Annotated in this window: 15 protein-coding genes; 4 read left to right on the top strand and 11 right to left on the bottom strand. The window is 67.9% G+C overall.

The genetic code is table 11. The annotated features are described in order from the left end of the window. The 3 genes from ACFWP7_RS09635 to ACFWP7_RS09625 all read right to left on the bottom strand — a co-directional run. Positions 1–688 (bottom strand): hypothetical protein (locus tag ACFWP7_RS09635; protein WP_384378656.1); only part of this gene is annotated, 688 nt, incomplete at its 3' end. Positions 689–911: 223 nt separating this feature from the next. Further along, the gene (locus tag ACFWP7_RS09630) at positions 912–2,903 is read right to left on the bottom strand and encodes an ABC transporter ATP-binding protein (protein WP_384378694.1); all 1,992 of its coding nucleotides are present in this window, start codon (positions 2,901–2,903) and stop codon (positions 912–914) included. A 68-nt stretch (positions 2,904–2,971) separates the two neighbouring features. Further along, the gene (locus tag ACFWP7_RS09625; RefSeq protein WP_384378653.1) at positions 2,972–3,196 is read right to left on the bottom strand and encodes an MbtH family protein; all 225 of its coding nucleotides are present in this window, start codon (positions 3,194–3,196) and stop codon (positions 2,972–2,974) included. 251 nt (positions 3,197–3,447) lie between these two features. Here ACFWP7_RS09625 and ACFWP7_RS09620 point away from each other — a divergent pair, with 251 nt between their 5' ends. Continuing rightward, positions 3,448–4,101 carry a response regulator transcription factor gene (locus ACFWP7_RS09620; RefSeq protein WP_384378650.1) on the top strand — a complete coding sequence of 218 codons (654 nt, stop codon included), beginning with the start codon at positions 3,448–3,450 and terminating at the stop codon, positions 4,099–4,101. 8 nt (positions 4,102–4,109) lie between these two features. Further along, positions 4,110–5,360 (top strand): sensor histidine kinase, encoded by a 1,251-nt coding sequence (locus ACFWP7_RS09615; protein WP_384378647.1) that lies wholly within the window; start codon positions 4,110–4,112, stop codon positions 5,358–5,360. Between the two features lie 3 nt (positions 5,361–5,363). On the opposite strand, the gene ACFWP7_RS09610 is transcribed toward ACFWP7_RS09615, so the two are convergent. From ACFWP7_RS09610 to ACFWP7_RS09575, 8 genes are all read right to left on the bottom strand, one after another. Next, a complete protein-coding gene (locus tag ACFWP7_RS09610) occupies positions 5,364–6,173 on the bottom strand; it encodes an alpha/beta fold hydrolase (protein ID WP_384378644.1) in 810 nt (269 codons plus the stop codon). A gap of 146 nt (positions 6,174–6,319) precedes the next feature. After that, the gene (dpgD, locus tag ACFWP7_RS09605) at positions 6,320–7,123 is read right to left on the bottom strand and encodes an enoyl-CoA-hydratase DpgD (protein WP_384378641.1); all 804 of its coding nucleotides are present in this window, start codon (positions 7,121–7,123) and stop codon (positions 6,320–6,322) included. Continuing rightward, positions 7,120–8,430 carry a (3,5-dihydroxyphenyl)acetyl-CoA 1,2-dioxygenase DpgC gene (gene dpgC / locus ACFWP7_RS09600; protein WP_384378638.1) on the bottom strand — a complete coding sequence of 437 codons (1,311 nt, stop codon included), beginning with the start codon at positions 8,428–8,430 and terminating at the stop codon, positions 7,120–7,122. Before dpgC ends, dpgD begins: the two co-directional genes overlap by 4 nt. Beyond that, a complete protein-coding gene (gene dpgB / locus ACFWP7_RS09595; protein ID WP_384378635.1) occupies positions 8,427–9,080 on the bottom strand; it encodes an enoyl-CoA-hydratase DpgB in 654 nt (217 codons plus the stop codon). Before dpgB ends, dpgC begins: the two co-directional genes overlap by 4 nt. 23 nt (positions 9,081–9,103) lie before the next feature. Further along, positions 9,104–10,255, bottom strand: coding sequence for a 3,5-dihydroxyphenylacetyl-CoA synthase DpgA (dpgA, locus tag ACFWP7_RS09590; protein WP_384378632.1), 1,152 nt, complete (start codon positions 10,253–10,255; stop codon positions 9,104–9,106). A 121-nt stretch (positions 10,256–10,376) separates the two neighbouring features. After that, positions 10,377–12,716, bottom strand: coding sequence for an aminotransferase class I/II-fold pyridoxal phosphate-dependent enzyme (locus ACFWP7_RS09585; RefSeq protein WP_384378629.1), 2,340 nt, complete (start codon positions 12,714–12,716; stop codon positions 10,377–10,379). 138 nt (positions 12,717–12,854) lie between these two features. Continuing rightward, on the bottom strand, positions 12,855–15,683 hold the full coding sequence (locus tag ACFWP7_RS09580) for an AAA family ATPase (RefSeq protein WP_384378626.1): 2,829 nt from the start codon (positions 15,681–15,683) through the stop codon (positions 12,855–12,857). Positions 15,684–16,018: 335 nt separating this feature from the next. Beyond that, positions 16,019–17,179 (bottom strand): prephenate dehydrogenase, encoded by a 1,161-nt coding sequence (locus tag ACFWP7_RS09575; protein ID WP_384378623.1) that lies wholly within the window; start codon positions 17,177–17,179, stop codon positions 16,019–16,021. 245 nt (positions 17,180–17,424) lie between these two features. Here ACFWP7_RS09575 and hppD point away from each other — a divergent pair, with 245 nt between their 5' ends. Together hppD and ACFWP7_RS09565 are read left to right on the top strand one after the other, a co-directional pair. Further along, positions 17,425–18,525: a 4-hydroxyphenylpyruvate dioxygenase gene (gene hppD / locus ACFWP7_RS09570; RefSeq protein ID WP_384378620.1), complete on the top strand. Its 1,101-nt coding sequence runs from the start codon at positions 17,425–17,427 to the stop codon at positions 18,523–18,525. After that, a complete protein-coding gene (locus ACFWP7_RS09565; protein ID WP_384378617.1) occupies positions 18,509–19,618 on the top strand; it encodes an alpha-hydroxy acid oxidase in 1,110 nt (369 codons plus the stop codon). Before hppD ends, ACFWP7_RS09565 begins: the two co-directional genes overlap by 17 nt. Positions 19,619–19,730: the final 112 nt, after the last annotated feature.

Here is a 19,730-nt window from a genome sequence, read left to right as displayed (position 1 = left end):
CCAACCGATCCGCACGACCATCCAACTCCCCATACGACAACACCTCACCACCACACCGCACCGCCACCACACCCGACGACCGCTCAACCCGCGCACCGAAAAGATCCAGGAAAGTACCCTCCGACACCGGCCGAACCGTGTCATTCCACTCAGCCACCACACGCGACCGCTCAGCCACCTCCAGAATTGCGATCGCGCTCACCCGTGCGTCCGGCTCCGCGACGGCTCCGTCGACGAAGCTCCGAAAGACCCGTCGCCAGACCCGCGAACCGTCCCCGCCGGCCTCGCCATCCCCGCCGGCCTCGCCGACCCCGCCGGCCTCGCCTTCCGAGGCACATTTCGCGAAGTACTCACCATCTGAGGAGAGTTGAGCGACCTCCCGGAACTCTTCCGCCACCTGCCGCAGGAGCTCGCGAACCGTGGTCAGCGGGTCCACGTCGAGCCGAACCGGGAAAGGGCGGTCCGCGATGTCGAGGACGACGTCGCGGATGCCGCTCATCCGGTGGAGGTACGCGGCGGTGAGCGCCGCGGCCTCGGCGGCAGGTGCGTGCAGGTGCACCACGGGTTCGGGCCGGTCCAGAAACCGGATATTCCAGTGCTCACCCGAGGGGCACCTCGTCAGGTGGGCGGCAGGCAGTGGCGAGCGGCGAGAGTCAGGCATTCCGAAGGTCTCCACTCGGTCGATCACGAAACGTCACTTGCCGCGAGCTGTCGCCGCGGTTCCGCTGTCTGCCGCGCGTGGCTGCGGCCTACGACCTGAACAGCCATGGCCGGCGGGCTCCCCGACGCCCTGCGACTCCGCCTCCGGCGTTGTCGTCAGTCGCGATGGCTTCGCCATCGCTCCGTCCTCCGCCTTGGGTTCGAAGCCGCATGACGCCGCTCGCTGATCCGCTCTCGCGCGGGCGGGGTCGTTACCTGATGCCGGGCAGCGGCCCGCCCGGCATCATCTGCGGACCCGGTCCTTGACCGGGTCCGCCGGGGAACGGCCCGCTAGGCCCGACCGGCTCGGGCACCGGTACCTCGTTGCCGTTCCGCGACGACTGGCCGGAGAACTGGGTGTGGTAGAGCTCCGCGTAGAGCCCGTTCAGTGCCAGCAGTTCCTCGTGGGTTCCGCGCTCCTGGACCCGGCCCTTGTCGATGACCAGGATCTGGTCGGCGTCCCGGATCGTGGAGAGCCGGTGGGCGATCACCAGTGAGGTCCGTCCCTGCAATGCGGTTTTGAGAGCGCGCTGGAGGGCTGCTTCTGATTCCGAGTCAAGATGTGCGGTGGCCTCGTCCAGGACGACGATCGGCGGGGCCTTGAGCAGGAGTCGGGCCATGGCGATGCGCTGCTTCTCACCGCCGGAGAGCCGGTATCCGCGGTCGCCGACCAGGGTCTCGAACCCGTCGGGAAGCGTTTCGATCAGATTCCAGATCTGCGCAGCCCTGCAGGCCTCGATCAGGTCCTGCTCGGTGGCATCCGGCCGGCCGTAGGTGAGGTTGTCGCGAATGGTCGTGTGGAAAAGATGTGCCTCTTGGGTGACCATTCCGACGGTGTCGCGCAGCGACTCCAGGGTCAGGTCGCGGATGTCGTTTCCGTCGATTCGGACGGTGCCCTCGATGGGATCGTAGAGCCGCGGCACTAGATGGGTGATGGTCGTCTTTCCCGCACCGGAGGGGCCGACCAGTGCGGTGAGCTTCCCGGCGGGCACGGTGAAGCTGAGGTCGCGCAAGGTCCACTCGTCGCTGACGCGCTCGTGCGTGGGCAGGGCGATCGACTCAAGCGAGGCCAGTGAGACATCGGCGGCTTTCGGGTAGCGGAACGCCACCCCCTGGAACTCGATGTCCAGCGCGGTCCTGTTGTCGGAGCTCGCACGGGGCAGCGGTACCGCGTCGGGCTTCTCCGCGATCATGGGCTTCAGGTTGAGGATCTCGAACAGTCGGTCGAAGCTGACCAGCGCGGACATCACGTCTGCCTGTGCGTTGGAAAGCTGGGTTATCGGGGTCAGCAGCCGGGTGAGCAAGGTGGCCAGCGCCACCAGTGTGCCCATCTGGAATGCGTCCCTGACGACGAGTCCGCCACCCACGCCGTACACCACCGCGATGGCCAGCGAGCTGACGGCGAGCATCGAGACGGGGAGCAGCTTCACATAGATCGCGGTGGTGACACCGAGGTCACGGCCCTTGCCCGCCAAGCGCGAGAACATGCTCGTCTCGATCTGCGGCCGGCCGTAGAGCTTGGCCAGCAGCGCCCCGGTCACATTGAACCGCTCGCTCATCAACGAGCCCACGTCGGCGTTCACTTGCATGTGCGCCCGCATGAGCCGCTGCAGCCGACGGCCGATCAACCTGCCGGGCAGGATGAACAACGGGAGCAGCACCAGGGAGACCAGGGTGACCTCCCAGGACAGGTAGAGCATCGCGCTCAGTACGAAGACCACGGTCAGCCCGGCGGAGACCACCGTGGACAGCAGCGACGTCACCGCTTTCTGCGCGCCGATCACATCGTTGTTCAGCCTGCTGACCAGTGCGCCGGTCTGCGCCCTGGTGAAGAACGCCAGCGGCTGCCGCTGCACATGGTCGAAGACCTTGGTGCGCAGATCGAAGATGAGCCCCTCGCTGACCCGACCCGAATACCAGGCCTCCAGGAACCCCAGGAGGCCGCCCAGAAGGGCCAGCCCGGCGACCGCCACGGAGGCCCACACGACGACCGCGTTATTCCGCTGGGCGATTCCGTCGTCGATGATGTATTTGAACAGGAGGGGCGTGGCCGCCGCGCTACCGGCGTTCAGCGCGGCAATCACCAAGAGAAAGGCGATATTGAGACGATACGGCCTCGTGTACGGGATTATTCGCCTGGTCGTGCCGGGAGTGACCTGTCGCTTGCCCCCCGGTGAGCCCGGCCCCATCCCACCCATCATCATCGGCCCTGGGCTGCCGATAGCCACCGCTGCCTCCTCGGTTTCGTTGTCTCACTCGGGGCGGGCCTCGCCTAACCGGCGGCGTCCTGCTTCTTCAGTTCGTCGACAAGGCTCTTCGGACGCATATCCGTCCAGTTCTCCTGGATGTAGTCCAGGCAGGATTTGCGTGCGTCCTCTCCGAACACGGTCTTCCAGCCGGCCGGAACGTCGGCGAAGGAAGGCCAGAGGGAATGCTGATTCTCGTCGTTCACCAGCACCAGGAAAGAGCCGTTTTCATCATCGAAGGGGTTCGCCACAACTACTCCCATCAATTTCCATCGCCAGGACGCACATCACGTTAGTCGGACGATTCGGTGCAAGCAATGTTGTTCCTGCGAGGATTGTCCAACCATGCATTTCAACACTTGGACGCCAATTGACAAACCAATTGCTGGCACAAGGCAGCGCGGCTCGGGACGAAACCGTGCCGAAACTTGGGGTAGAACATGCTGGTTGTGCTTGACAAGGTGGTCTTGTCCAGCCAGGTGCGGTGGAGAGAGGGCGAGAGGTGCGGGTACTCGTGGTAGAGGACGACGAGGAGATGGCCCAAACGGTGGCTGTCGGACTGCGGAGAGCGCAGATGGCCGTCGATGTGGCGTTCGACGGTCAGGAAGGGCTCGACCGGGCGTTGTTCAGCGATTACGACGTGATCGTGCTCGACCGGGACCTGCCAGGGATACACGGCGACGAGGTGTGCGCAGAGTTGATCGCCTCGGGGTGCCGGAGCCGGGTGCTGATGCTGACCGCCGCGGCGACGGCGGAGGACCTGGTCGACGGGCTCAACCTGGGAGCCGACGACTACCTCCCCAAGCCATTCGACTTCCCGGTGCTGGTCGCGCGGATCGGTGCGTTGGCGCGCCGCGCCCACCCCGTCATACCGCCGGTGGTCCGCCACGGCGACCTGCTGGTCGACACGGCCGCACGCAAGGCCAGCCGGGCCGGCCGCACGCTGGAGCTCGCGCCCAAGGAGTTCGGGGTCCTGGAGTTACTCCTGACGTCCAAGGGCCGGGCCGTATCCGCCGAGGAACTGCTCGAACGCGTCTGGGACGAGGCCGCCGACCCGTTCACCAGCGCTGTGAAGATCACGATCAGCAGACTGCGGGCCAAGCTCGGCAATCCCCCGGTCATCGAGACCGTGGCCAAACGCGGATACCGGATCTGAGGAGGCTCATGTCCGTGACCACCCGGCTCACCAGCCGGATTGCCCGCCCGCACCTGCCCCGCCGGACCGTGCGGCTGCGGATGACGATGCTGTACGGGGCGCTGTTCCTCGCGTCCGGGGCGTCGCTGCTGGCCATCACGTACGCCCTGGTTCGCCACGCCGTTGGCGCGCCACCCGGGAAGGACGCATCTGATGTCCCTCCGGACGATGCCGACGCTCTGACGCCGCGGACCGATGTGCCGGCCCGCAAGGTGGCCACGTCCGAGGAGCTGGCCCGCCGGACGGCCGAAATCATGCACGAGCTCCTCGTCCAGTCGGGGTTCGCGCTCACCTTCATGCTGGTGGTCTCGATAGTGCTGGGCTGGATCGTGGCCGGCCGCATGCTGGACCCCCTGAAGACGATCACGGCCACCGCCCGGGACATCTCGGCAACCAGCCTGCACCAGCGCCTGGACCTCGAAGGACCCGGCGACGAGCTCAAGGAGCTGGGTGACACCTTCGACAGCCTGCTGGGCAGACTTGAGGCCTCCTTCGAAGCGCAGCGCCGGTTCGTCGCCAACGCCTCTCATGAACTGCGCACGCCACTGGCTCGTCAACGGGCGCTCGGCCAGGTCGTCCTGAGCGACCCCGACGCGACCGTGGAGTCCCTCCGCTCGGCTCACGAACGGATCCTCGCGGCGGGCGTCCAGCAGGAACAACTCATCGAAGGGCTCCTCACCCTGGCCAAGAGCCAAGGCGGCATCGACGTACGCGAACCCTTCGATCTCGCGCGGCTGACCGTCGAGGTCATCTACTCCCGCAGGGCTGAGGCGCAGTACCGGACCGTGACGTTCCTTCCGTCGATCTCCCCAGCCCTGGCGATGGGCCACCGGAACCTCGCCGAGCGCCTCGTCACCAACCTGTTGGACAACGCGCTACGGCACAACTCGTCCCACGGGTGGGTCGAGGTGGCCACGAAAACCGAGAGCGGGCGCGCGACGATCACTGTCACCAACACCGGTCCGCTCGTTCCGCGGGACGCGATCGACCAGATCTTCCAGCCCTTCCAGCGGCTCGGTACCGTCCGAGCGGCGCGTGCCGAAGGGCACGGGCTCGGCCTGTCGATCGTTGAGGCCATCGCGTACGCCCACGACGCCACCATCACGACGTGGCCGAGGCCCGAGGGAGGCCTGAGCATCAGCGTCGCCTTCCCCACGGCGCACGGCCCTGCCAAGCCCCCCCAGTCCCATCCTGATCAGGCCACCGCCCGGAGCCGGTAGCACTCACGGCTTCCGGCGGGCGAAGAAGTCGATGATCGCGGAATTCAGCGCGGCCGGCTTCTCCAGGTATCCGTAGTGCCCGCATCCGGGAATCTCCGAGTACGTGCCACCGGGGATGCTCTCGGCAACCTCGCGCGACAGATGCGGGCGTACGACCAGATCGTGCTGGAACCCGATGACCAGGCAAGGGCAGCTGATCTTCCGGTACTTGGGGAGCCGGTTCGGGATCACGTCGAGTCCGAGCTGCCGGCGCACCCCTGAGTGGTCGAAAGTCGACATCTCCAAGACGCCCAGCCAGTCCTGGAGTTGCTCGTCGTCGTTGATCGTCTCCGGTGAGAGGTTCTGGACGGCGGCCATGTACGCCGCGTACCGGGGAGGCAGTTTGACCCCGCTGTCGGCCAGCTCGATGTCGGCGGCCGACATGGCGGTGATCGCCGCGTCGGCTCTCCCGCTGCTCGCTATCAGGACGGCCTGACTGACTAGTTCGGGCCGGGCGAGGAGGAGTTCCTGAACGATGATCCCACCCAGCGAGTGGCCGACCACGCGGCATGGCCCCGCGCCGAGGTGCTCGATGAGGCCGGCGACGTCGGCGGTCATGTCGTCGAGAGTGAACCCCTCCGGGCACGGGTCGGTCGGCGGGATCGCCCGGTTGTCGAGGGTGATCACCCGGTAGCCCGCGGACTTCAGGGCGGGGACCTGGTGTGTGCGCCAGATCCGGCCGGGACTCCCGGTTCCGGCGACCATCACGACCGGCTCTCCGGAGCCGTAGTCGTCAAAGCTGAGCCTGATTCCATTGATGTCGGCGACTGGCATCGGTGCTCTTCCCTTCGTCTGCCGGAAACCGTGGCGTGTCCAACCGACCGGTCCCCGCATTTGGACACTGCGGACCGGGCCCCTCTGTCAGTCGGTCGTCGACTGACTGAGGGGCCCGGCGGTGTACTCCGCTGTCAGCGCCGGGGTCAGCGGCCGGTCCAGAGCGGGGCGCGCTTCTCCGTGAAAGCTCGGACCCCTTCGACCGCGTCACTGCTGCGCCTGCGGCGTTCCTCCCAGCTGTAGTCAGCGGTGAATGCCTGCTCAAGCGGCATGTCGACGGACTTGAGCGCTGCCTCCCTGATGGCCCTGACCGAGAGCGGAGCGCTCCGTACCAGGTCCTTCGTCCACTCCCCGGCGCATTCCTCCAGCCGGTCGGCCGTGACGACCTCGTTGACCAGCCCGTACCGCAGGGCCGTCTCGGCGCTCATCCGACGACCGGTGAGCAGGTACCCCATGGCGATCTTCTGGGGCAGCTGCCTGACAAGCCGGAACGCGCCGCCTGCCCCGGGGATGAGCCCGAGCCGCGCCTCGGGCAGGGCGAACACCGCCTGGTCCGAGGCGATGATCAGGTCACAGGCCAGGGCGAGTTCGAAACCGCCGCCCAACGCGTACCCGTGGACCTGGGCAACCACCGGTTTGGACAGGGTGAACCGGTCGGTGAGCCGGGGCCAGCCCGGCTGCCCGTGGCTTCCGAAGGTCGTCAGCGGGGCGCCCTCCCGGTCGAGGCGAGCACGCTCCTTCAGGTCCTGCCCCACGGAGAAGGCGCGGTCGCCCGCCCCGGTCAGCAGCACCGCCCTCACGTCTTCGTCGGCCTCTACGTCGTCCCAGATCTCGGCGAGCTCTTCGTGCATGCGAAGGTCCATGGCATTGAGCACTTCGGGACGATCGAGCGTGACGTGGGCGACATGTTCCTTCTTCTCATAGCGGACCCGGGTCCGGTCGTCGGTCACGCGGACCGCGCCCCGAACCGGCCGACCTTGTGGATGACGTCCTCGCCGTAGAGCCGCAGGGCCTGCTGGAGCGCGAATTCCGCCATGTAGGCCCGGAACGCGTCCGGTGGCTCCTCGGCGAGGTTCAGCATGCGCCGGTTGGCGAGCACCGCCTCGCCCCCGAGCCTCACCAGGCTCCGCTCGATGGTGGCGTCCATCTCGTGCGGCTCCACGACCTCGTCGGCCAGCAGCCGCGCATCGGGCTCCTTCGCCCAGATTCTGCGGCCTTCGAGAATGACCTGCCGGGCCACGCGCGGACCGACGAACCGGCCTATCCGGTAGTTCGCGACGCCCGGAATGATCCCCTCCTTCGCGGCCGGAAGGCTGAAGTAGGAGTCGGCGGCGGCGATTACGTGGTCGAAGACCATCAGCAGCTGGAATCCGCCGCCGATGGCAAAGCCGTCAACCGCGGCGACCCAGGGCTTCTCGACATGGCGTGAGTGCCACAGGTCGGGCTGGTCGACGAGCACCCCCCGGACGAGCTTGTGGATGTAGCCGAGCTCGCGTCGCAACAGGAAGTCGACCAGCGAGATGTCACCGGAGCTGAGGTTCTTGAGGTTGATGCCCGCACTGAACACCCGCTTGCCCCGGTGGCGGGGATGGCTCATCTCCCCGCCACGGAGCAGTCCGACCCGTACACCCGGATCGAGCAGAGCGAGGTCCACCGCGGTTTCCATGTCGTCGACCTGCCGGTTGTCCTCGGCGTTCAGACAGTCGTCCCGGCACATCGTCAGCCGCGCCACCCCGTCGCGACGCTCCAGCCGCACGGCCTCCATCTGCACGACCCCGGTTTCGGTGAACTCCGGAAGCAACCGGAGCGCCCGGGGCGTCGGCCGGAGCATCGCGTCGAGCAGGTGCGGGCCCGCGGAGGGCGACCGCAACAACGCACTCAGGAGGATGCCCTGGTCGATCTCGTGCCCCTCCTTGTCGGCCTGTGGCCTGCTCCGCTCGGCCGCGAGCAGTTCGGCCGACGGTACGAGCGCGGGAAAGGCCGTCGCGGCTGCCTCGACCAGCTCCTCGATCCGGAGGCTGACGGTGCGGCCCTGTGTGAGACGGTCGTACACGGCGTCGGCGTGAGCGTCCAGGAACCGCGCACGCAGTGAGCGGGCGGTGTCCTTCGCGGCGGTGGCATCGGCCCGCTGCTCCGGTGAACGCGTGCTCGGCCGCGGCAGCGACTCCAGCAGTTTTCCGGTGAGTTCGGCGGCCTCGGACAGGCTCGGCCAGACGGCCGACGCGGCGGTCTCGGGGGCCGTCGGCGGTGCCGTCATGACACCTCCACGGCGCCCACCCGGCGCAGGGCTCGGTCGCAGGCCGCGAGGTGCGGTCCAAGTCCGTCCTCGAAGCTCGTCGACGTCGCGTCGAACATGAGCTGGCGCCGTATGGCGAGTTCCTTGCCGGAGAGCCGGCCGACCAGCTCGGTCGTGGCGTCCAGGACGTCGGCCGGGTCGTCGGCGAGTTCGTCGACGATCCCCAGCGCCAGGGCCTGGGAGGCGTGGATCGGCACACCGAACAGCACCGCGCGGCGGACGCCGGCGGCACCGGCTTGCTGGACGAGCCGGAAGGCCGCCATCCCCGGCCAGGTGGCTTCGCCGTCGGTCGCGACCAGAAGCCGCGACTCCGGTGCGGCGATCCGGAAGTCGGTGGTCAGGAAGACGTCGAGTGCCGCGCCGCCGATGTCTCCCGAGACCACCGCGATCGTCGGAGCGGGAAGCCGTTCCAGCCGGCGCAGCACACGCTCCCATTTGGAGACCAGGGCGACGTCCAGCCCGCCGGTCCAGCCCACTTGAGGCGTGCCCGTGACGTGCACGGTCACAACGCCGGATCCGGGCAGGCCCTCGGCCTGGTCGCAGACGGCCGCGAGCGTCTGGACCGAGGCAGCCGACAACGGCGCGGAACCGTCGATCTTCAAGGTGAACATGTCGTCTGTCACTCCCTGGGCGGTCACCACTGGACCAGCGCCGTCTCGATCGTGGATCCGGGCCCCATGGTCATGAGGACGCCGTACTCACCTGGCTTGGTGACCTGTTCGTCGAGGAGCCTCTCGTAGGAGAAAAGAAAGGAACCGCTCGACACATTGCCGTGGTCGCGCAGAACCCCGACGGTGTGCCGGAGGTCGTAGCGGGTCAGCCCGAGATTGACGGTCACCGCGTCAATCACCTTCTTGCCGCCGGAATGCACCAGCCAGTGCTTGATGTCGCTCCTGCGCAGATCCGTTCCCTCAAGCAGTCGGTCGACGACGAGTTCGGTGTGCGCGCCCACGACGTAGGGAATCTGCGGGTCGAGGTAGAAGCTGAACCTGCTCTGCACGCGGTCCCATTCGTACCGCATGGCATCGACCGCTTCGGGAATGATGCAGCTGGCGAACTTGAGAATGGTCGGGCCGTCCGGCATGGCCATCACACTGTCCTCGGGCGGCCCCGACATGAGGGCGACAGCTCCGGAACCGTCACCGAACAGGCTGTTCACGACCGCCGTCCGCATGGTCGAGTCCATCGCGTACGCGGCGGAACACGCCTCCGCGCACAGCACGACGGCGAGTTCACCCGGGTGCGCGGTGGCCCATCCGGAAACGACATTGAGGGCGTTGAGCCCCGCGTTGCAGCCCATACCGACGATGTCGGAGCGGCTGCAGTGCCGGTCGATGCCCAGCTCCCGGATCAGCAGCGCGCTGAGGCCTGGGGTGAGGAAGCCGGTGGACGTCACACAGCACAGGTGGCGCAGATCGGCGAGTTCGGCGCCGACCCGCTTCAGGCAGGCGCGCAAGGCGTCGGCGCCCATCTCGACGGCCAGCGCCTGGTGTTTGTCGAGGAGGTCGCCCTGCGGCTCGGAGACACGGATTCCGTCCGCGTCCTTCGGAGGCAGTGTGAGGTGGCGTCGCTCGATCGCGCTGTTGAGGAAGACCGAGCGAATCCTGGGGTCGGTGATGTCGAAGGCGTCGAGTACGTCCTGCTGGGACAGCGATGTGCCGGTCGAGGCCGTGCCCACGCCGACGATCCGCGGAGCGAAAGGCCTCGCCGTGCCCGGGGCACCCGTTGTCGGACGGGCGGTCTCCGATATCTCTTCCTCCGGACGTACCGGACGGCTGATGTTCATGGTCAACGGAAAGTCCACCCCCACATACGCGGCTTGCTCCGCGGTCCTTGCCTGATCCTGCTGCCGGTCACGATCTTTCGCCCTTCTCGGTCGAATGGCTCCGGATGCTTCGGGTGCTCTCTTACGACACCGCGCTCTGCGCTTCGATGAAGCGTGCGAGCCGCGCGGTGCCCTCTTCTATTTCCGCGGGGGTCAGATAACTGATGGACAGCCGGATTCCGTTGTGTCCGCCGCCCTGCGGATAGAAGTAGCTCATCGGCGTCCAGATGACGCCGAATTCCTGTGCCGACCGGGTCAGTGCGGCGTTGTCCACGTGGAAAGGAACGCGCACGGTCAGGAAGAAGCCACCGGTGGGCTCGTTCCACTGCACGCCCAGGGCTGCCCGGCGGTCAGCGGGTATGCGCCGGTCCAAGTTCTTCAGGGTGGCCTGCATCGCGTCGCCGTAGTAGGCGGCGGCCTCGCTGTTGAGCTCCGAGACCCGCCCGCCGCACGCCAGGAGCGCGCCGGCGACCGCGGCCTGGCTCAGCGACGACGTGTTCACCGTCACCATGCTCTTGATCTTGGCGAGTTCGTCCGCGAGGAGACTGGTCCGGCCGGAGTCGTCCCTCACCTGCTGGTCGGCGACGACGAAACCGACGCGGGCGCCGGGGAAGATCGTCTTGGCGAAGGAACCGAGGTGGACGACCGTGCGGTTGCGGTCGAGGGACTTGAGGGTCGGCAGCGGCGTACCGGGGCTGACCAGCCGGTAGGGGCTGTCCTCCAGGATGAGGATGTCGTGGCGGGCGGCGAGCTCCAGGAGCTCGGCGCGGGCACCCGGACTCATCGTGGTCCCGGACGGGTTGGAGTGGTCGGGGACCACGTAGAAGGCGCGCGGCCGTCGTCCCAGGGCCCGCTCCCGCCTGATCGCCGCTTCGAGGTCGTCGCAGGAGAACCCGTCCTCCCGGTCCTCCACGGTGGTCATGGCGATATCGAGGAGCCGGGCGGCGCCGGTGATGCCCACATAACAGGGGCTGGCGGCAAGGAGTACGTCGTCGGGACCGGTGATGAGGGCGCGCAGCACGAGGAGCATGGCCTCCTGGGCGCCGACGGTCACCACGATGGACCCGGGCGGTACGTCGATGTCCTCGTCGATGCGCAGTGAGTCCGCGATGATCTCGTTGATCTGGCCGGCGGTGGGTCCGTACTGATACATGGCGGTACGGATCGCCTGGGGCGAACTGCCCTGCTCGGCCAGGTGGTTCACGTACTGGCGGATGTGGGTGACGATCTGCTCGGTGTCGAAGAACCCGTCGTAGGGGCGGCCGGGCGCGAAGGAGATCGCCTCGGGGTAGCGGTGGGTGACCTCGTTGAGGAAGGTCATGGTGCCCAGCACCGGATCGGAGACGCTGGCGTGCAGGTCGGACTTGCGCAGCGGCAGTGCGCATCCGGACGACGGCGGGCTCGCCGGGTGCCCGGTCCGGAGCAGTTCGGTGCCGGCGTCCACCACCGACCCGGTCCCGGTGAACTCCATTGCCGCCCGCAGCTCTTGGACGAGGTTCTCCAGCACCTCGCTCACGCCTTCGCGCGCACCCACCAGCAGACCGTCCAGTACCGGCCGGTCGAGCAGCACCGCGTCGGCGCCGCAGGCGAGCGATGCCAGGACATCGGCTCCGCGGCGGATGTCGCCGCCGAGCAGCACGGGCACCCGGCCGCCGACGACCGAGGCGATCGCCGGCAGGACATCCAGTGCCTCGGCCACGATTCCGTCGGCACCCGCTTCGACGGCGCGGACGGCGTCGGCGGCGGTGCGTACCCCCGCGACCAGCAGCGGAAGGGACTTGACCGAGCAGAGCCATTCGACATCGGACCAGTCGGCGGAGGCTTCGATCAGGGCCCGGACATCGGCGAACGGGCCGTACCCGCCGAGGTCGGCGAGCGGGCCGGCCACGCGGGGAAGGCGGATCGGGTCGTCCTCCGCGAGATTGACCGGTACGGCACCCGGCCCGAGCCGTACATGGTGCTGCGGCCCGACGGCGAGCACCAGGGCACCGAACCCGGTGTCCGCCGCGCTGTCGGCGATGCGGCGGGCCGTGGAACGGTTCCGGAAGGGGTGGGTCCGCAGCCATAGCGGGGCTTCGGCCGCCGAGGAGAGTTCCGCGAACTTCTGTCCGGTGAACGCGCTGACGACGACCGGGAGCCCGACCGCGCCTGCCGCCCGTACCACGGCGAGCTCGCCTTCGGGCCGCACCAGACCCGCGAGCGGTCCGATGAGCAGCGGCGCCGGCCAGCTGTGGCCAAGGATCTTGGTCGCCGTCTCGGGCGGCCCCTCGAGCCCTGAACTGCCCTGCCGCAGCCCGATCCGGTCGAACGCCTCCCGGTTGCCGGACCGGGCGCGGTCTTCGGCCGTCAGGAATTCCGACAGAACGGAATCCATGCCTTGCCGCGCATAGCGCGCATAATCGTCGAGGCTCCGTCCGGCCATGAATTTCCCCCCGGGCAGCATCATCTATTGCGGGTACGAATTTACGACCGTCAGGATCACATGGGCACTGCGGCGCCGACAACAGTCGTCCAACCGACGGAAGTGGTCAGCTGGACATGGCGACGACACGATTTCTTTCTATCGACCATTCGGGGAGCATAGAGTGTCCGCGAATACCATGAGTTCCGTCGGAAGGTCGGAACGGTTTCTCACCTTCAACTTGCGGTAAATCTTGGTGAGATGCTGCTCGACCGTACTCACCGTAATGAAAAGCTTGCCGGCGATTTCACGATTGGTGCAGCCGGCAACGGCAAGCGACCCCACCCTGCGTTCGGCGTCGGTGAGTTCGGCCAGTACGGGGGTCCCCTCGCCCTCCTCGGCAACGAGCCGTTCGGCGTCCTCGTCGCCCGGGCAGGCACCCGGTGATGATGCCGCGTCGCCCTGCCGTCCGGGCGACGGGACCTTCCGGGTGAGCAGCGGGTTCGCACGGCCGAGTGGCGGTCCCACCCGGTCGTGCGCGTCCAGTACGTCGTCCAGCGCGTCCTCCAAGTCGGCCCTCGCACGCTTCAGTTCCAGCTGATCGCCCGATGCCGCGAGGATGTACACCGCCTCGTGGAGCAGCGGCAGACGATCCCGCAAGGAGCTGGTCGCCGCCAGGCGGCGCAGCGCGATGCCCTTGGCCCGGGAGCGTCCGTCGCCCAGGCGGGACAGCTGCTCCTCGATCAGCGTCCTTGCCTGGCCGGTCCTGCCCATGGCCACGAGTGCGGCCGCCGCGTCGTTGCGCCAGTCCGCCAGCTCCGACGAGTCGATCCTCCACTTGACCATCAGGTCCCCGCACGACTGGAAGTTCGTGAGGGCCGCCTGCGGACGCCCCATGGCGAGGTGATGGCGGCCGACCGCCTGAAGGTAGGGCAGTACGAAAGGGGTGTCGAACATGACGGCCGGTACCGGGAGTTTGACGTACGTCGTCACGGCGTCGAGGTCGCCCAGCTCGATCGACGCACGGATCATCAGAGCCAGCGGGAGGCCGACGACGACGCCCCAGGCCGCCGGTGTGACCAGGCTCAGAGCGGTCCGCGCCGCCTCCGCCGCCTCCGCGACGTCGCCTTTCCCGAGGGCGGCCGCCGACCTGGCCGTCTCCAGCAGCGCTCGCCTCATGGGCACGTGCCGGATCCACGGCTCTTGGAGCAGCCGTTCGGACCAGCGCACCGCCTCGTCCAACCGGTATGTCTGGATCAGAAAGGTCAGCGCGAGCAGGGTGGCGGTCAGCGGGCTGTCCGCGTGGGTTCCGTGCAGCACCTGGTCCGCTCCTTGGACCTCCTCGCCGACCTCGGACAGGCGAGTCGACAGGTTGAGGAGGGTCAGGGCGAACATCGGACCAGGGGTGGTCGACGGGTGCCCGAGCGAGCCGCCGGTCTCACCCTCGTGGCGTGCCGGCTCCGGGCAGCAGATGGACAGCCATAATCGTGCGGTCGCGATGTCCGACGCCGCGGTGCCCCCAGGTGCGGAGCCGGGATCCGCGCCGGCCCCTGCTTCCATTGCCGTCAGCAGGGAGTCGGCCTGGGCGAACTCGCCCCGCCAGATCAGCTGCTTGACCGGGACCATGGCGCCTTCACCCGTGAGCCGGCCGGTGCGCACCGCGGAACTCAACTGGCGCAGGTGTCGGGCCGCCCTGGACGGATCGATGAGCCATTGGGCTTCGGCGAGTTCCGCGATGACCTGCGCTTCCTGGGTCGCGTCCACGCACATGCCCGACGCTTGGCGCAGGTAGTCGACGGACTGGGCGATGCCGCCCGAGGCCGTGGCGGCACGGGCCGCCTCGCGCAGGGTGTCGACCCGCCACGCGGCCCTGTCGGAGCCATGGGTGGCCATGAGCTGGTCCGCCACCGCTGTTGCGGAAGCCCCCCTCTCGTGGAGCAGTTCGGCAGCCCGTCTGTGCATACCGGAAACATCTCTGGCCGCCAGGTCGGCAAGCACCGCCAGCTGTGCCTGTTCGTGCCGGAACCGGTCGACCGACAGCAAGCCCGCGGCGTTGAGGTCGGTGAGGCTACGGGGTACCGATCTGGCGTCCTCCCCGAGGAAGTCGCTGATCAGCGACGACGATGCCGACTCACCGAGCACAGCCAGGGCGCGGGCTGCGTCGAGCATCGACGGTTCGCACCGGTGGAGGCAGCGGAGGAAGGCATGGCGGAAGGATTCACCGGGCGTCGGCCCACCCGTCGTCGCCGCTCGCGTCGTCCCGTCCTCCACCAGGTGGTCCTCGATCAGGGCCTGCAGCAGCAGAGGGTTGCCTCCGCTCACCTCGGCCCATGACGCGGCGTCCTCCGAGGCCGCAGCCGGGCCCAGTTGGCCGACCAGGTGCTCGGCGACGCCGGGAACGGTGAGCGGCGCGACCCTGATCCTGTGGCAGTAAGGGAGATGAAGGGTTTCCGCGTGGAGTGTCGCCAGCTCCCGTTCATGGCAGGAGCTCTCGTTCATGACGACCATGACCGCCGATGAGTCGATTCGCCGGATCAGGTAGCGCAGGCACTCAAGTGAGGGTTCGTCCGCGAAGTGCACGTCATCGACACTGATGACCAGCGGTTTCCCAACGGATTCGCAGACGGTCCTGCTGATCCACTGCAGCAGAGGCAGCGGGACCCGCGGGGTCCCGTGGGGATCGCCGACCGCCACCGCGACGCCGAAATCCTCAGCGGCGAACGGGGCGACGGCCGTTCCGGCGGCATGCACCGCGTTCATCAACTGGTCTATCAGGCCGAAATGATGGAGCCGCTCACCGGCCGATGCCGTAACCGATACGAACGAGCCCCCCTGTTCCGTTACGCGCTCGGCAAACGCCTGGATCAGTGCGGTCTTCCCGCAACCGACGGGACCGTTCATGACGACGACTGCGCCTTTGCCACGAGCAGAGGACTCGTACAACCGATCGAGCAGGCGAAGTTGTCCGTCTCTTTCGCTGAGCTTCACAGGTACCCCCGTACCCTCTGTCCACTCTTCGATGCTAAATAATTCAACTCCGTACTTTCGTCACCCCGGCCGTCCACCAGGTGAGAAGAAAGAGGAAAGCGCCCCTCCACCTGCACGGGTGGCCGTTTGGGGGATGACCAGTACGTTGCGTGGAGAGAGACACTCTCGACCCAGGATAACGATCCGTTCCGCCAACGATGGATCCTTTTCGGCCATCCAAGAGCGTTTCACAGGTACGATTCGGAATTGGCGAAATCCTCATGTAGCCGTCATCGCACATAATTGACGCCGCACGGTTCCGAGAATCAGGGGCAGCTCAGGCGAATCCCAAGAGCTCATGTCCGTACGCTCGGCAGTGCCGAGCCCTCTTCGTACCGTCCGGCGCGTGCGCCGTTCTCTCTTGCCGCGTCCCACCCCTCGGCCGCGAGCTCGGCCACCATGCGTTCGGCAACCCGCGCAGGGACCGTGAATCGCACGGTGAATCCTCCGCCCTCGCCGGCCGCACCCCCGGCATCCTCGACGGTCGCGTCGTCCGCGGCGACGCCGAAGTCCACGAGTGCCTCCAGCAGCCGGGCGAGTTCTCCGGGACCGTCCAGGACGGACACCCGGACCCGGGGGTCCTCGGCCTGGGCGACGCCGGGTTGCCGCGGTATCTCGGCGAGGCCCGCGATGCCCCGGTCCAGCAGATCCACCATGGTTCGCATGCCCTGCGCCCGTTCACCAGCCCGTTCGCCGCTTTCCGGCTCGGCGAGCGCGTCCAGCGCCGACACCAGCCGGGCCAGATCGGCGTGCAGATCCTTTACGACGCCGACGATGGAGGCGGCGTTGGCCTGAAGGATGTCGCCCCACAGCCGTGAGTCACCGCCCGCGATCCGGGTGACGTCCCGCAGACCCTGACCTGCAAACCGGGACACCCCGTCAGGACCCTCCCGCAGCCGCGCCGCCATCAGACTGGCAACCAGGTGCGGTACGTGGGAGGTCAGAGCAACGGCATCGTCGTGGACCTGGCTCTGGGTCACGACCGGAACGGCACCGCACAGGGCCACCAGTTCACGGGCGCGGCGGAGCGTGGTGTCCGAGGTCAGCGGCGACGGGGTCAGCACCCAGGGGCGACCCTGGAACAGGTCACCGCGAGCGGCAAGCGGACCCGAGCGTTCCCGGCCGGCCAGCGGATGCCCGCCGATATAGCGGGACGGATCAGGCGCATGAGTCAAAGCCGCCTGTTCCGGACCGGCCTTCACGCTCGCCACATCGGTGTAGCTGTGGGCGAGCTCACTGCGCTGAAGCTCCACGAGCACCGAGCCCACATGGCTGGGCGGGACCGCGAGCACGGCCAGGTCCACCGGCCCGGCCGGGGCCTCGACCCGGCCCGCTCCCAGGGCGGCGGCCGTCCTGGCGGCCACCGGGTTCCTGTCGGACAGAAACACGGTCACCCCCTGCCGACTCGCGGCGAGCGCGATTGACGTACCGATCAGGCCCGTACCCACTACGGCCATGGCGCGAATCACCAGGCATCACCCCGTTCGAAAGGCCATCGGCATAAACAGAAATGCGCGTCGAGTTTATGCACGCACCCGACTTTCTGTCAGCTCTTGACCGGACCACCGGAAAGTTGTACAGGCAAAGTCCAACCCTATTCGCCGGTCCGTCCAGACAACCCCGGGAGTCCATCCGTAGCCAAATCCGAAATCGGGAATCTACAGTTCGAGGACCTCGTTTCTCTTCCTGGCTGGGGGCACCCATGAATGATTTTCCCAAGGTAGCGAAACCGCTCCGGGATCTTTCCATCGACTACATCGAGATCTACGTCGGAAACCTGGAGTCAGCGGCATTCGACTGGGTCGATCGGTATGCCTTCACGGTGGTCGGCACCAGCGGTTCCGCCGAGCACCGCAGCATCGCCCTGCGGCACGGCATGATCACCCTGGTGCTCACCCAGGCGACGTCGGACCGGCACCCGGCATCGACGTACGTGTCCTTGCACGGTGACGGTGTCGCCGACATCGCTCTGCGAACCGCCGACGTGGAGGCGGCCTTCAGCGCCGCGGTCACCAACGGTGCCGGCGTCCACCGGCGGCCGACCCGGCATGCGGGCGACGGTCCCAGCGTCACGGCGGCCATCCAGGGCTTCGGAGACGTCGTCCACACACTCGTGCAGCGCGAGTCCGGGGACGGGTTCGCGCTGCCCACCGGCTTCGTTCCGGCGCTGCGTGCGGAGAGCGACCGGGCGGAGGACGTGGGCCTGCTCGACATCGACCACATCGCCGTCTGCCTCTCCACCGGCGATCTGGAGCGCACGGTCGAGATGTACCAGAAGATCCTTGGTTTCAAGGCCATCTTCGAAGAGCGCATCGTCGTCGGTAGGCAGGCGATGGAGTCGCAGGTCGTGCAGAGCCCGTCGGGCGCGGTGACTCTGACCCTCATTCAGCCGGACGCGTCGGCGGACCCGGGCCAGATCGACGAGTTCCTCAAAGGCCACCAGGGGTCCGGCGTACAGCACTTGGCTTTCTCCTCAAGGGACGCGGTCCGTTCCGTCCGGGCCCTGAGCATCCGTGGAGTCTCGTTCCTCACCACTCCTTCGACGTACTACGACCTCCTGGGCGAGCGGATCAGCCTGGAGGAGCAGCGGCTGGAGGACCTGCGCGCGACGAACGTGCTCGCGGACGAGGACCACGGCGGTCAGCTCTTCCAGATCTTCACAGCCTCGACCCACCCGCGGCACACCCTGTTCTTCGAGGTCATCGAACGTCAGGGCGCGGAGACCTTCGGCAGTTCGAACATCAAGGCGCTGTACGAGGCCGTGGAACTGGAGAGGACGGGCCAGCGTGGACTCAAGGGATGACCCGCCCCTCGGGACGGTGACGCCCGGACCACCGCTGTGCCTGGCCGACTTCGAACGCGCCGCTGCCTCCGTCCTGCCTCCCGACGTCTGGGACTTCGTGGCCGGAGGCAGCGGCGCCGAGACAACGCTCGACGCCAACCGCACCGCCTTGGACCGCGTCTTTCTCGTCTCACGGGTACTCAGAGACGTCTCGCGGGTCACGACGGACACCTCCCTGCTCGGCAGGCCGACCGACCTGCCGGTGGCGGTCGCGCCGATCGCCTATCACCGGCTGGTGCACCCCGACGGCGAACTCGCCACCGCCCGCGCGGCGAAGGCGATGGGAGTGCCGTTCACCGCCAGCACACTGAGCAGTGTCCCGATCGAGGAGATCACCGCGGTCGGCGGCACCGTCTGGTTCCAGCTCTACTGGCTGCAGGACACGCAGAAGTGTCTTGACCTGGTCCGCAGGGCCGAGGATGCCGGCTGCCAGGCGATCGTGCTCACCGTGGACGTGCCCTGGATGGGCCGCCGGCTGCGGGACGTGCGCAACCGGTTCGCGCTCCCCGACCATGTGCGGGCGGCCAACATCACAACCGGCACGACGGCGCACCAGCAGTCCGCGAACGCCTCCGCGGTCGCCGTCCACACCAGCCAGACGTTCTCCTCCGCGGTGACGTGGTCGTCCGTCGCGACCCTGTGCCGGCAGACCACTCTTCCAGTGGTACTCAAGGGCGTACTGGCCCCCGAAGACGCGGTCCGGGCGGCCGAGTCGGGTGTCGACGCCGTCGTGGTCTCCAACCACGGTGGCCGCCAGCTCGACGGCGCGATCCCCAGCATCAACGCGCTGCCCGAGGTGGCGCAGGCGGTCGCCGGCCGCTGTGAGGTCCTGCTGGACAGCGGCATCCGCAGCGGCACCGATGTGCTCCGGGCACTCGCCCTCGGCGCCAGCGGCGTGCTGGTCGGCCGTCCGCTGCTGTGGGGTCTGGCCACGGCCGGGGAAGCGGGTGCGCGACACGTGCTGGAGCTGCTGGCCGACGAACTCCGGGACGCCCTTGGGCTCTCGGGCTGCGACAGCGTCAAAGCGACCGCACGACTGCGTGCCGTCGGCTGATGCGACAGGGGGGTGCCCCCCCCGGAGGGGGGGGGGCCCCCCCAGGGGGTGGTTGATTACGGTGGTGGGGGGGCGACGGGGGGGGCAACTATTGGTTTTTAAACCAGAGGCA

Origin of the sequence: Streptomyces sp. NPDC058470 (genome assembly GCF_042721055.1) — a bacterium.
In the GTDB taxonomy this organism is placed as follows: Bacteria; Actinomycetota; Actinomycetes; order Streptomycetales; family Streptomycetaceae; genus Streptomyces.
Note: the sequence above shows the minus strand (reverse complement) of the source record. Positions and strands in the feature narration are given on the sequence as shown.